Origin of the sequence: uncultured Campylobacter sp., assembly GCF_938018035.1 — a bacterium.
Taxonomy (GTDB): Bacteria; Campylobacterota; Campylobacteria; order Campylobacterales; family Campylobacteraceae; genus Campylobacter_B.
Genome location: NZ_CALIJF010000008.1, coordinates 1 through 13411, shown reverse-complemented (window position 1 = coordinate 13411; position 13411 = coordinate 1). Strand labels below are relative to the sequence as shown.

General features: G+C 50.5%; 14 protein-coding genes. All 14 read left to right on the top strand.

Translation table 11 applies throughout. The features are described from left to right. Positions 1 to 180 (top strand): NADH-quinone oxidoreductase subunit A (gene ndhC / locus Q0257_RS00235; protein WP_298020070.1); only part of this gene is annotated, 180 nt, incomplete at its 5' end. Continuing rightward, on the top strand, positions 162 to 671 hold the full coding sequence (locus tag Q0257_RS00230) for an NADH-quinone oxidoreductase subunit B (RefSeq protein ID WP_298020067.1): 510 nt from the start codon (positions 162 to 164) through the stop codon (positions 669 to 671). The genes ndhC and Q0257_RS00230, both read left to right, overlap by 19 nt. Beyond that, positions 671 to 1459 carry an NADH-quinone oxidoreductase subunit C gene (locus Q0257_RS00225; protein WP_298020064.1) on the top strand — a complete coding sequence of 263 codons (789 nt, stop codon included), beginning with the start codon at positions 671 to 673 and terminating at the stop codon, positions 1457 to 1459. Before Q0257_RS00230 ends, Q0257_RS00225 begins: the two co-directional genes overlap by 1 nt. Next, positions 1459 to 2685, top strand: coding sequence for an NADH dehydrogenase (quinone) subunit D (nuoD, locus tag Q0257_RS00220; protein ID WP_298020061.1), 1227 nt, complete (start codon positions 1459 to 1461; stop codon positions 2683 to 2685). Before Q0257_RS00225 ends, nuoD begins: the two co-directional genes overlap by 1 nt. Then, entirely contained in the window at positions 2682 to 2912 is a 231-nt protein-coding gene (locus Q0257_RS00215; RefSeq protein ID WP_297881374.1) for an NADH-ubiquinone oxidoreductase subunit E family protein, read from the top strand. Before nuoD ends, Q0257_RS00215 begins: the two co-directional genes overlap by 4 nt. Continuing rightward, complete coding sequence (locus tag Q0257_RS00210; RefSeq protein ID WP_298020058.1) at positions 2909 to 3616, top strand: hypothetical protein; 708 nt, start codon at positions 2909 to 2911, stop codon at positions 3614 to 3616. Before Q0257_RS00215 ends, Q0257_RS00210 begins: the two co-directional genes overlap by 4 nt. Position 3617: 1 nt before the next feature. Further along, the gene (locus Q0257_RS00205; RefSeq protein ID WP_298020055.1) at positions 3618 to 6233 is read left to right on the top strand and encodes an NADH-quinone oxidoreductase subunit G; all 2616 of its coding nucleotides are present in this window, start codon (positions 3618 to 3620) and stop codon (positions 6231 to 6233) included. Further along, the gene (gene nuoH, locus Q0257_RS00200) at positions 6230 to 7225 is read left to right on the top strand and encodes an NADH-quinone oxidoreductase subunit NuoH (protein ID WP_298020052.1); all 996 of its coding nucleotides are present in this window, start codon (positions 6230 to 6232) and stop codon (positions 7223 to 7225) included. Before Q0257_RS00205 ends, nuoH begins: the two co-directional genes overlap by 4 nt. Before the next feature lie 10 nt (positions 7226 to 7235). Next, on the top strand, positions 7236 to 8495 hold the full coding sequence (gene nuoI, locus Q0257_RS00195) for an NADH-quinone oxidoreductase subunit NuoI (RefSeq protein ID WP_298020049.1): 1260 nt from the start codon (positions 7236 to 7238) through the stop codon (positions 8493 to 8495). Beyond that, on the top strand, positions 8492 to 9019 hold the full coding sequence (locus Q0257_RS00190) for an NADH-quinone oxidoreductase subunit J (protein ID WP_297900582.1): 528 nt from the start codon (positions 8492 to 8494) through the stop codon (positions 9017 to 9019). Before nuoI ends, Q0257_RS00190 begins: the two co-directional genes overlap by 4 nt. Position 9020: 1 nt before the next feature. Beyond that, a complete protein-coding gene (gene nuoK, locus Q0257_RS00185) occupies positions 9021 to 9344 on the top strand; it encodes an NADH-quinone oxidoreductase subunit NuoK (protein ID WP_297900585.1) in 324 nt (107 codons plus the stop codon). After that, positions 9337 to 11184, top strand: coding sequence for an NADH-quinone oxidoreductase subunit L (nuoL, locus tag Q0257_RS00180; protein WP_298020046.1), 1848 nt, complete (start codon positions 9337 to 9339; stop codon positions 11182 to 11184). The genes nuoK and nuoL overlap by 8 nt, the downstream gene beginning before the upstream one ends. Before the next feature lie 7 nt (positions 11185 to 11191). Beyond that, positions 11192 to 12721, top strand: coding sequence for an NADH-quinone oxidoreductase subunit M (locus Q0257_RS00175; RefSeq protein WP_298020043.1), 1530 nt, complete (start codon positions 11192 to 11194; stop codon positions 12719 to 12721). After that, a partial coding sequence (locus Q0257_RS00170) for a proton-conducting transporter membrane subunit (protein WP_298020040.1) occupies positions 12711 to 13411 on the top strand: 701 nt, incomplete at its 3' end. The genes Q0257_RS00175 and Q0257_RS00170, both read left to right, overlap by 11 nt.

Genomic DNA, 13411 nt, shown 5'->3' with positions numbered 1-13411 from the left:
ATAGCCGTGCTTTTCATACTTTTTGACGTCGAGATTATCTTTATGTTTCCGTGGGCGGTAAATTTTAAAATTTTAGGCGTGTTCGGGCTTGTAGAGATGGCGTTTTTCATCGTATTATTAGGCATCGGTTTCATCTACGCCTGGAAAAAAGGAGCGCTAAATTGGCAGAGCATAAGATAAACTACGCGCGCGAAAACGGGCTTCCAGTAGTTCTTACCACCGTCGATAAGCTGATTGCGTGGGGCAGAAGTAACTCTTTGTGGGCAATGACGTACGGGCTTGCGTGCTGTGCGATCGAGATGATGGCGGCGGGCGCGGGCAGATTTGACTTCGACCGCTTCGGCACGATATTTCGCGCAAGCGCCAAGCAGTCGGAGGTGATGATAATCGCGGGCACGCTTAGCAAAAAGCACGCCGAGTTTACGCGCCGCCTATACGACGCGATGCCCGAGCCCAAATGGGTCATCAGCATGGGCAGTTGCGCCAATACCGGGGGGATGTTTAATACCTACGCGACGGTGCAGGGCTGCGACCGTATAGTGCCCGTGGATATCTATCTACCCGGATGTGCGCCTCGTCCCGAGACGCTGCAGTTTGCGCTGATGGTGCTGCAAAAAAAGATCCGCACCCAAACTCCGCGCCGCGCACAAAAGGCAAAAAGGCTGATCTGATGAGAAAATTTAATCCCAAAGGCGATCAGAGTAAAAAAAATTACTACAAAGACAGATTTTTCATCCCCGAGGAGACGCAGAAGTTAGACGCAAGCGCGAGCGATTTTAAAGATGATCTGGACGCGCTTGAAGGCGTTAAAATTTTAAACTCGTACGTGGAATTTAATACCCTTATACTCTACGTAGAGCCCGCGCAAAATTTAGTGGCGCTGCGTGCGCTTAAGAGCGCCGGATATGAAATTTTATGCGAGTTAAGCGGCGTAGATTTTACCGAGGCTCGCGGCGGCATCGAGGTTTTTTATCAGCTTTTGGATATCAAAAGAGCGCGCCGCGCGCGACTAAAGTGCTTCGTGCCGAATGAGAGCTTTTTGCAAAGCGCTGCGGGCATCTACAAAAGCGCGAACTGGGCGGAGCGCGAACTATACGATATGATGGGCGTTTGGATTGAAAATCATCCAAATTTAGCGCGCCTAATAATGCCCGATGATTGGTTCGGACATCCGCTTTTAAAGTCCTATCCGCTGCAAGGAGACGAGTTTGCCAAATGGTACGAGGTGGATAAAATTTTTGGGGTTGGCGCACGCGAGCGGATCGGCGAAGAAAACCGAAATTCCGCATTCGTGGATGAAAAAGATACCTTTAACTTTACGCGGCTCTATCACGAGAGCGGTTATGGCGAGCCGCGGCCGCAAGAGAAAATTTTACAAGAATATCAAGAAGAGGGCGGCGTGCGCTTCGTAAAACGCGTTAAACGCGGAATTTACAAGATCATCACAAAGAGAAAATAATGCAAAATCCAAGCAAGCTAAGACCGTTTTTCGAAAACATCGAGTACGAGCGCGAGGGCGCGAATATGATCTTAAATTTCGGTCCGCAGCATCCAAGCGCGCACGGCCAGCTAAAGCTCGTGCTGGAGCTTGACGGCGAGCGCATCGTGCGAGCCCGCCCCGGCGTGGGCTATATGCACCGAGGCATCGAAAAGATGGCAGAAAATATGATCTACGCGGAATTCGTCCCCGTAACAGACCGCATCGATTACATCGCATCGGGCTCGAACAACTACGGCTTTTGCGCCGCGGTCGAGAAGCTCTGCGGCATCGAAGTGCCGCGCCGCGCGCAGATCATCCGCACGATCTTGCTGGAGCTTAATCGTATCAGCTCGCACCTTCTGTTTTTGGGTACGCACGCGCTTGACATCGGCGCGATGACGGTATTTCTCTACTGCTTTCGCTCGCGCGAATACATACTTGATCTCATAGAAAAATACTGCGGCGCGCGCCTTACGCACAATAATATCAAAATCGGCGGCGTCTTTTTGGATCTGCCTAACGGCTGGTTAGAAGAGATGTTGAAATTTTGCGACGAATTCCCGAGCGACATTAAAGAATTTGAAGATATGCTCGATACGAATAGAATTTGGCTGATGCGAACCGAGGGCGTGGGCGTGATCTCGCACGAAGCAGCTCTTAGCTGCGGCTGTAGCGGCGTGACGCTCCGCGCTAGCGGGCATGCTTGGGATATCCGCAAAGAAGAGCCCTATCTCATCTACGACGAGCTTGATTTCGACGTGCCGTATGCGAGCGAGGGCGATTGCTACGCGCGCTATAAGTGCTATATGGCGGAGATGCGCGAGAGCCTTAAAATTTTGCGCCAGTGCGCGAAACACTATCCGCTGAGCGATCCACAAATTTTAGCGATCGATCCCGCTTACGTAAATCCTAGCAAAGAGCAGATTATGACGCAGAACTACTCGCTGATGCAACATTTTGTGCTAGTTACGCAGGGCTTGCGCCCGCCCGTGGGCGAAATTTACGCCGCGAGCGAGAGCCCTAAGGGCGAACTTGGATTTTATATCCGCTCGATGGGCGAAAGCCGCCCGTACCGTCTTAAGATCCGCACGCCGAGCTTTTGGCATTGCGCGGTCTATGAGGAAATTTTACCCGGGCAGTATCTTGCCGACGCCGCGGCGATCATCGGCAGCACGAATATTATCTTAGGCGAGGTGGATCGATGAAACGCTACGATTTGAGGCATCTGGGCGATAAATTTTTAAACCGCATGGGCGAAATTTTAAAAAATTCCGCTCGCGGCGAGACGATGATCTTTATGTTTGAGATGGGCGATTTTAGCGCGGTTCAAAAAAGCGCCGATCTAGTCGAGGGGTTAAATTCCACGCTATTAAATTCCATCCGATATAACCAGGTCGATTGGATGATAGTCGCAAAAAAGGGGAGAATATGAAAATTTTAAATTTTGCGCCGCTACTTAGACTGCAAAGTCCGGGGCTTACGGAAGGTTTTAAACACGCTAAAATTTTAAGCGTATCGCCGTTGCAAGATCCGTATTTAGAAAGTGAGCTGATTAAATGCGAGATCGGCGCGCAAAACTTCGTGCTGGCGCTAATCTGCGCTAGTTTTTGCGATGAGCCCTATTTCGCGGAGCTGGATCTGGAGTATCTAAGCGGCGAAAGCAGCGTGGGCGAGGAGGAGATCGAGCAGATCGCGGAGTTTTTGCAAAGCGGCTGCGACGCGCTTTTGATCGATGACGCGCTTATTAAAACTCATCCCGACGCCGAAAATATCAGAGCCTTTCTGTCTCTCATAGCGGCAGAATTCGGGGTTAAAATTTTAAGCTTACGCGGCGAGCGAGCAGATTTGGGCGCGCAAGAGCGGGTAAATTTAAGCCCCCTTAAAGAGCCTGAGAATTTCGACGGTGCTGTGGTTTTCAAACACGATGCGGACGACCGACTCATCGGCGGAAGGTATTTTAGCATGGTCGCTAAGATCAAACACGGAGATCGCGTCCGCATCAAAACGCCGCACCTAAATTTAGAAAAAGAATTTATTTTGGATGAGGAGCTAAAGGGCACGATTGCGCTTTTGGGCTCGGGCGGGCAGGGCTTTGGCGGTTATAATTTCGAACTCGCAGAAATTTCTAAGGTTTAAAATGGCAAAGATCACGATCGACGGTAAAGCTTGCGAGTGCTACGAGGGCGAGTATATCTTGCAGGTCGCGCGTCGCTGCGGCGTTTTTATCCCTGCGCTTTGTTATCTAAGCGGCGGTACGCCGACGCTCGCATGCAGACTTTGTATGGTCGAAGCGGACGGCAAACGCGTCTATAGCTGCAACGCTAAAGCTAAAGACGGCATGGTCATCTACAGCCGCAGCCCCGAGATTGACGCCGAGCGCGAGGCGATCACGCAGGTTTATTGCATCAACCATCCGATGGCGTGCGGGGTTTGCGATCAAAGCGGCGAGTGCGAGCTTCAAAATTTAGCCCATCTGATGCGCACAAATACCCAAAGCTACGCTATCCGCGATACGGCGCGCGAGGTGCAGGATTGGGGATATTTGAGCTACGATCCTAGCCTTTGTATCGTCTGCGAGCGCTGTATTACCGCCGCGAAGGACCGCTTGGGCGTAGATGCTTTTAAGCTCGTCCCGCGCGGCGGAGACATGCTAAGTAAGGATCAAAAGGACGCGATGCCCAAAGACGCCTACGCCGTATGGAACAAGCTGCAAAAAAGCCTAATCGCGCGGATAAATGAAAATGATGATTGCGTAAACTACGGCGAGAGCGCGGCGGTCTGCCCGACGGGGGCTCTGGTAGAGAGCGCGTTTAAATACGTTTCAAACGCCTGGGAGCTGCGTCAAATCCCCGCTTCCAACCCGCACAGCAGCGATTGCGAACTGCTTTATTACGAGATCAAGCGCCGCGGCATAGGCGAGCCGCGTGAAAAAATTTATCGCGTTAGCAGCGACATAAATTTCAGCGTTCTGCACGCCGCAGCACGCTTCGGCTGGGATTTTTCAAACGAGCGGGCGAGCAAAAACGAAGCGGTTTTTGACCGCATCGTGCGCGGCATCGAGGACGGCGAGATCAAAAATATTAAATTTAATAGCTTCATCACCAATGAGGAAGCTCGGATTTTAGAGCTTTTGCGGCAAAAATTTAAACTTGCTTTGATCAACGATGAAGCACTTGCCTATCAAAAATTCCTGCGCGAATTTTCCAAATTTAGCGGCACAAAATTTTATAATGCAAATTCACAGACGATTAAAAACAGCGATTTCATCGTCGTTTGCGGCACATTTTTACGCAGCGACGCTCCAAATCTAGGCTTTGCGGTAAACAGCGCCTGCAAGCTAAATAAGGCAAGCGGGATCTATTTTCATCCGTTTTGTGACGAGGGCATTAAGGGCTTTAGTAAAAATTTCATCCATCAGCCACACGCCGCGGGGTTGGAGGCGCAGATCCTGCTTTGGATCCTACAGAAATTCGGACATGATTTGCCTGAGTGGCTGGATACGAAACTCGCGACGGAATTTAAAATTTCGCGCGCCGCGGCGAAGGAAAATTTAGACGAGAAATCCGCGGGTTCGCAAAACCCTGAGAATTCTGCGGAGGCAAATGGCGCCGAGAACGTTGCGAGTGCCAGCGGCGACGCAGATTTCGCAAGCGCGGACGGCAACGCAAAAAATTCCGCGCAGAATTCTGAGAATTCCGCGGAAAGTAAAATTTCAAATTTCGCCTGCACGCTCGGGCTGGACGAGCAGAAAGTGGATGAGCTTTTGGCTAAAAAGGAGAGTTTTTCGCTCATCATCGGCGAGGATTTTATCCGCACGCCAAATAGCGCCACGCTCGCGCGCCTAGCGGGTTTGGTGCAGCGCTACACGCCGCTAAAAGTGCTAGTGGTGCCGCCGCGCACGAATAGCCTTGGCGTCGCGCTCATCTGTGAGCTTAGTGCGCAAATGAGCGCGGGCGAGACGCTAGGCTACAACGAAGCGGGCGATATTAGCTTCGGCGTGTTGGAAGCGGATCTGGATGCGCCTAGCTTGGTGCAGCAGGAGGGCACGTTTACGAACTACGACAAGCGCGTAGTGCCTACGAATGCGGCGCTTGATTACGGCGGATACGAGCTAAACGACATCGCCTGTGCGCTGGGAGTTTGCGCGGAACACGCGATAAGTTATACATCAAGCTTGGGCGCGGATTTTGAGCAGGTTAAATTTGACGATTTAGAAAATTTTTACGACAACGGCGGCGCAAATCACCGCGGATATGAGCTGCGAAATGAGGAGTTTGCCGCTAGCGAGGAGGAGTTTGAAATTTCGCCTTCCGCGCCGCTTAGAGTAGGCGAGGGCGAAATTTTAATCTATGAGGCGAATCCGCTGCATCAATTCAATAAATTTAGCGGCGCAAGCAGCGCTGTGGGCGAAGCGGGCGCTCTGTATCTAAGTCCCAGCATCGCCGAAGCTCTGGGCGTAAGCGCGGGCGACATCGTTAAAATTTACCAAGCAGACGATGCGGGCCATAATGAAAAAACTAGCTGTGCGCACAAAGTCAGTACCTCTGACAATGAAAATAGAGAAAGCGGCGAAAACGGGCTCGTAAACTTAAAGCGCGAAATCGTCGCTAGCGTAAAGATCGATCCAGGCTTTAGCGGCGCGTATCTGCCGTATTTTGATGAGAAACTTCGCGGCGAGATATTTTTCAAAACTTCGCGCTACGCTAGCGTAAAAATCGAGAAAATTTCAAATTCCAAAGGAGAGGGCAGATGAGCGATAGTGCATTTTATTTCGTAGCTACCGTCTTAAAGGCGCTCGTGATTTTAGCCGTCATCGCGCTGCTCTCGGGGCTTGCGACCTACGCCGAGCGCAAGGTGCTTGCTTTTATGCAGCGCAGGATCGGGCCTTCTATGGTCGGGCCTGCGGGGCTTTTGCAGGTGGGCGCGGATATGATAAAGCTTTTTACCAAAGAGGACGCTATCCCTGCGCGGGCGAATAAGCTTCTTTTTAAGATCGCGCCGATCATATCGGCTACGGGAGCTTTCGTGGCGCTTTCGGTGGTGCCGCTGCTACCGGAGTTTACTATCGGCGGGCGGACGATACAGCCGATTTTAAGCGATATAAACGTGGGAATTTTATTCCTACTCGGAACTAGCGGTACCTGCGTTTATGGTCTACTGATCGGAGGGCTTGCGAGCTACAATAAATGGGGCACGATAGGCGCGTTTCGCGCGTTTTTGCAGATCACCTGCTTTGAGGTGATCAACGGCCTTAGCCTGATCCCTATCGTGATGATCACGGGCTCGCTATCTCTCATCGACATCGTAAGCGCGCAAAGCGGCGGCATCGACAAGTGGTTTATCTGGAAAGAGCCCGTCTGCTTCGCGCTATTTCTCATCGCTGCTTTCGTCGAGTGCAACCGCACGCCGCTGTGCCTCACCGAAAACGAAACCGAGATCGTAGCGGGCGCCGGTACGGCGTATTCGGGAATGCGCTGGGGTATGTTTTTTATCGGCGAATACGCCAATATCATAACCTACTCCGTCGTTACGACGCTACTGTTTTTGGGTGGATTTAACGCGTTTTGGTTTATCCCTGGCGGCGTTATGATGGTATTAAAATCAAGCCTCGTGTTTTTCTGCTTCCTATGGGCGCGCGCGGCGTGGCCGCATCTACGCCCCGATCAGCTGATGGGGCTTTGCTGGAAAGTCTGCATGCCGTTAGCTCTTGCTTGCGTGCTAATTACCGCGCTAGCGATCGTTTAAGGAGGGTACGATGGCAAGATACGCCCAGATCGATAAACGAGCCCCTATTAAATCCGGCGGCGATAAGCTTCGCAGATTCCTAGCCCGCACCTTTAGCGGCGAGCTTTTCGTGGGACTGTGGGTTGTTCTAAAAAATATGTTTAAGCGTGGCGGCTCGCACACGCTTCGGTATCCTATGGAAAAATTTGTTATGCCGCCTAGATACCGCGGCGTACATAAGCTAATGCGCCTACTCGAAAGCGGCAGCGAGCGCTGCATCGGATGCGGCTTGTGCGAGAAGATCTGCGTGGCGAACTGTATCGCGATGGAGACCAGCCTCGGCGCCGACGGCCGCAAAAAGGTAGATAACTACTCGATAAATTTAGGGCGTTGCGTCTATTGCGGGCTCTGCGCGGACGTCTGCCCCGAGATCGCTATCGTGCACGGCTGCGAATACGAGCTTGCGAGCGAACAACGGGCATACTACGGCTTCAAAGAGGATCTTTTGATTCGCGGAGAAAATTTATGCTTAAATGGCGCGGCGCAGGAGTTTGCAGGCTATGGCAGCCTGGATGAAAACGCGGGTGCGCGGATCAAGATGACGCCGAACGCCTATATAAAAAGCGACGCCGCAAGCGACGAGCCAAGCTTAAAGAGCACGGATTCAAATTTAAAAAGCAGCGCCGCGGAAAGCTCTAAAAAAGAGGGTGCCGCTAACGATAAAATTCTATTTTCAAAGGGCGCTGGCTTAAGTGGCGAAATTTTGACCGAGCGACAAGACGCCAAGCAGGCAAGTTTAAAGGAAAGCTCCGCCACGGACGCCAAAAATTCTAAAGAAAATTCTGCTACGGACGCTCGAAATTCCACGCTTGATTCGGCGCGAAATTCCAAAGAAAATTCCGCCTCGCAAAGCGCAGAAGATTCCGCTACGGATAGTAAAAATTTGGCGGAAAATTCTAAAGAGAGTTCCGTCGCTCAAAGTAAAAATTCTAAGGAAAATTCTAAAGAGAGTTCCGTTATGCCGCACGCTGAAAATTCTGTCGGCGATTCTACGGAAAATTTTAAAAATAATTCCGCTACGGACGACGATTCTTCGGAGAATTCCAAAGAAAATTTCGTTCCGCAAGACGCGGGAAATTCCGCCGCGCGAGGCAAAAAATCTAAGGCAAATTCCAAAAAGAATTCCATTGCGGAAGCTGAAAATTCTACGCTTGATTCGGCGCGGAATTCCAAAGAAAATTCCGCCTCTCAAAGCGCCGAAGATTCTGCCGCGCAGGGGGAGGAGCAATGATACAAACGCTTGCATTTTATTTTTTCAGCGCGGTTTGCCTGGCGCTTTTTGGTATCAGTGTTTTTAGCAAAAACGTCCTTTACGCCCTTAGCGCGCTAGCTGGTGGCATGGTCTTTATGAGCGGATTTTTCTTCTTGCTGGATGCGGAGTTTTTGGGCGTAGTGCAGATCATAGTTTATACCGGCGCCGTGATCGTGCTTTACGGCTTCGCGCTGATGTTTTTGGGCGCGGATAAAAACGTAAGCGAGCCGAAAAAGGGGGCAAGGCTATTTTTCGCGCTTAGTGGCGTGATCGCATTTTTACTCGTGATTATCGTGCTCGGCGCGGTGGTCGCAAACAACGTAGAAACGCTTAAAATTTTAAACACCGACGATACTGAGGCGCTTGGGATGATTATCTTTACGAAATATCTGGCGATTTTCGAGCTTGCCGCCGTGATGTTGCTCGTGGCGATGATCTGCGCTATCGTGCTTGCGCATAAGCAGATGGACGCGAGCCTGAGCTACGAAGAGAGCGAGGGGTAAAATGGGTCTAAATCACTATCTGATCGTTGCTGCGATGATGTTTGGGCTCGGGCTTGCGGGTATGATGAAGCGAAGAAATTTGATAATGCTCTTTTTTTCGAGCGAAATTTTATTAAACGCCGCAAATTTAGCCCTCGTCGCCGTGGCGAAATTTTACGACAATATAAACGGCGAAATTTTTGCGCTTTTCATCGTAGCGATCGCCGCGAGCGAGATGGCCGTGGGGCTTGGACTGCTCATCTTGTGGTATAAGAAAACGGGCAGCATCGAACTTGACAGCTTCGTAAATTTTAAAAATCCTTCTAAGGATGGGTCTGATGCTTGATACCGTTTTTGTATGGCTCTTAATCGCCCTTTTCGCACCGCTTGCCTCGGCGATCTTCGCAGGCGTTTTCATTCGCGCCAAAGATAAGATGTTTATCGGCGTAATCTGCTCGGCGCTGGTGATTTTAAGCACTATCGCGTCGCTTGCTTTGATGGAGCTCGTCTCTGACAACCGCCTAATCAGCGTAAATTTAGCCGATTTCATAAGCACGGGATTTTTGGACGCAAAATTTAGCTTTCTCATAGATAGCGTAAGTGCGGTGATGATGGTGGTCGTAGGCATCGTTTCCAGCGTAGTGCACGTGTACTCGATCTACTATATGTGGGATGACGAAAACTTCGCTAAATTTTTCAGCTTCCTGGGGCTTTTCGTATTTTCGATGCTGGTTTTGGTAATGAGCGATAATTTTTTAGGACTTTTCATCGGCTGGGAGGGGGTCGGACTCTGCTCGTGGCTGCTGATCGGCTTTTGGTATGATAGGAGCAATTACAGCTGGTGTGCCAACGAAGCTTTCATAATGAACCGCATCGCAGATCTTGGGATGTTGCTTGGAATTTTTTTGATCTATTTAAATTTCGGCTCGCTGCGGTACGAGGTGGTGTTTGCGAACGCAGCGAGCTTGGAGCCTGAAATTTTAACTCTGATCGCAGCACTTTTATTTATCGGCGCGATGGGCAAAAGCGCGCAGTTTCCATTCCATACCTGGCTAGCCGACGCGATGGCGGGTCCGACGCCCGTGTCTGCACTCATTCACGCAGCGACGATGGTTACGGCGGGCGTTTATCTGGTGATCCGCGCAAACGCGATTTTCGCGCTCGCGCCCGAAGTAAGCGGTTTTATCGTCTGCCTAGGCGCTTTCGTGGCGGTCTTTGCAGCGTCGATGGCGCTGGTTCATAACGATCTTAAAAAAATCATCGCCTACTCCACGCTTTCGCAGCTTGGCTATATGTTCGTAGCCGCGGGGCTCGGGGCGTATTGGATCGCGCTATTTCATCTGGCGACGCATGCGTTTTTCAAAGCGCTTCTATTTTTGGGAGCGGGCAACGTAATGCACGCGATGAAGGATGATCTAAATATCCAAAATATGGGCGGATTATATAAGTTTATGCGACCGACGGCGATTTTAATGTGCATAGGCTCGCTTGCGCTTTGCGGATTTTATCCGTTCGCGGGCTTTTTCTCAAAAGATAAAATTTTGGAAGCGGCGTGGAGCGCGGACGCGTATTTTATCTGGGCGCTGCTGTTTGCGGGCGCTGCGATGACGACGTTTTACAGCGTGCGTCTGATAATGCTCGTGTTTTTCGGCAAGCAAAAATTTACCCACCATCCGCACGAGGTGAAAGGCTTTGCCCTCATTGCGATGGGCGTATTAGCCGTGCCTGCGGTGATCGCTGGCTTTTTCGAGCACGATTTTGCTGAGTTCGTGCTTAGCATACTGCCGGGCTTTAAAGCTTCGATCCCGCACGGCGTAGAGGTAATTTTGATCGCCCTAACGCTAGCGATGATAAGCGCGGTGGCGATCGGCACGATTTGGACATACGGCAAGGGCAAATTTAGCCAAAATTTAAAGAACTGCAAATTTTATAAAATTTTGATCGCGCAGTATTTTATCCCGCAAATTTACGAGCGCGTGATCGTGCGCGGATACGCTAAGCTTAGCGAGATCTGCGCTAAATGCGACGGCGCGATCATAGACGCCAGCGTCGATCTGATCGCTCGCGTGGCGGTAAAAAGCGGCGAAGGAGCGGATCGCGTAAGCAATAGCGGAGATTTGAGCGCAAATTTAAGGTGGATGGTTTTGGGATCTTTCATTTTGCTGATTTTGGCGTTTGCGCTGTGAGGTGGGCATGGAATACTTTTTAAGTTTGGTTATATTTTTTCCGGCAGTAGCTGCGGTTTTAGGCTTTTTGATCGACGAAGCGAGCATCAAGACCTACGCCGTTACGATGAGCTTTATAGAGTTCGTACTTTCGCTCGTTTTGTGGATACTCTATGAGCCGGTGGACGGCATCGCGTTTAGCGTGCTGCACCCTTTTATAAGCGAATACGGCATCAACTACTTCATCGGCGTGGATGGAATTTCGCTGTTTTTGGTGATCCTAAGCACGCTGGTTACATTTTTGGCGCTGCTTAGTCTAAGCATTAAAGAGCGCGCCAAAAATTTAATCATCTGCATTTTGTTTTTAGAGATGACGATGGTGGGCGTTTTCGTGGCGCTGGATGCGATTTTGTTTTACATCTTTTGGGAGCTTTCGCTAATTCCAATGCTCTACATCATCGGCGCGTGGGGCAGCGGCAAGAGAATTTACGCCGCGGTGAAATTTTTCATCTACACCTTCCTGGGTTCGATGTTTCTACTCGTGGGACTCGTAGCGATGAGCTATTTCTATCACGAGGCTACGGGCGAGTATAGCTTTAATATCCTAAACTGGCAGAGCTTGTCGCTACCGCTTAGCACGCAAATTCCTCTATTTTTGGCATTTTCGGTCGCTTTTGCGATCAAGACGCCTTGCTTTCCTTTTCATACCTGGCTTCCGTACGCGCACGGTCAGGCCCCTACGATAGGCTCGGTTCTGCTTGCCGCGGTGCTTCTTAAGATGGGCACATACGGCTTCGTGCGATTTTCGCTGCCGCTATTTCCCGATGCAAGCGTCTATTTTAGCGGGATGATGTGCGCCCTAGCGATCGTTATGATCATCTACGCAAGCTTCATCGCCTTTGCGCAGAAGGACATAAAACAGGTTATCGCTTATAGCTCGATCGCGCATATGGGCGTCATAATGCTTGGAATTTTTTCAATGAGCCGCGAAGGAATGAGTGGCGCGGTATTTTTGATGATAAGCCACGGTATCGTAAGCGGCGGGCTCTTTATGCTCGTAGGCTTTTTATACGACCGCAGGCACACGAAGTTTTTTAGCGAGTTCGGCGGGCTTGCGCGGGTGATGCCGCTTTATGCGTTTTGTTTTTGCGTCGTGCTGCTAGGCTCAATAGGTCTTCCGCTTACGATCGGCTTCGTGGGAGAATTCCTAAGCCTTGCGGGGATTTTTAAAATAAGCTTTAGCTACGCGCTTTTGGGCGGGTTCGGCATCATAATGGGCGCGATCTATTCGATGAATCTTTATAAAAAGACCTTCTTCGGCGCGCTCGTGCATGAGGAGAATAAAAAGCTAAGCGATCTAAACAGAACCGAGCTTTGCTCTATCATTCCGATCTGCGTGCTGGTGGTAGCGCTTGGCGTCGCGCCGAATTTGATGCTAAAGAGTATCGAGCCTAGCGTGACGCAAAGCCTTGAGCTGATGTTTAATAAAGCCTCTCAGACCGCGACTCGCGCCTATATGGAAAAAGCAAATTTTAAGGTAAGAAGCGATGCAAAATAATCTTTTAAATTTAGCCTCGATCGCGCCTATGGCGATACTCGGAGGATTTGCCCTGCTGATGCTCGCGGTTTCGCTTTTTGCGCGCACGCTATCGTATAAATTTTATGCTGTCATCACAATACTGGCTCTAGCTCTCGGCTTCGGGCTCGTTTTTGGTTACAACAGCGGCATACGCGGGCTTTTCGACGTGATGCTGGTGGACGGAATCGCGACGCTATCGATGCTTATTATGCTCGCAGGCTCGATATTTTTCATCTTTCTGTCTTTGGGCGCAAGAAGCGCGCACGAGTACCACACGGCGGAGTTTTTCGTGCTGTTTTTATTCGTGCTCGTGGGCTATGAGTTTATGGTCGCGAGCGAAAGCTTAATGATGATCCTCGTCGGGCTTGAGACGGGCTCGCTGGCGCTTTATACGTTAATCGCGCTTCACAACCGCGCCAGATCGGTCGAAGCGGCGCTAAAATACTTCATAATGGGCGCGCTGGGATCGGGCTTTTTCGCATTCGGCGCGGCGATGTTTTTTCTATCGACCGGCTCTATGGAAATTTCAAACATCGCGCAGATCGCTAAGAGTTCAAATTTACAAACCAGCGTCCTACTTTTCGCCGCCTGCTCATTTATGATCGTCTCGATAGGATTTAAGCTCTCGCTGATCCCGTTTCACACCTGGACGCCCGACGTTTACGAGGG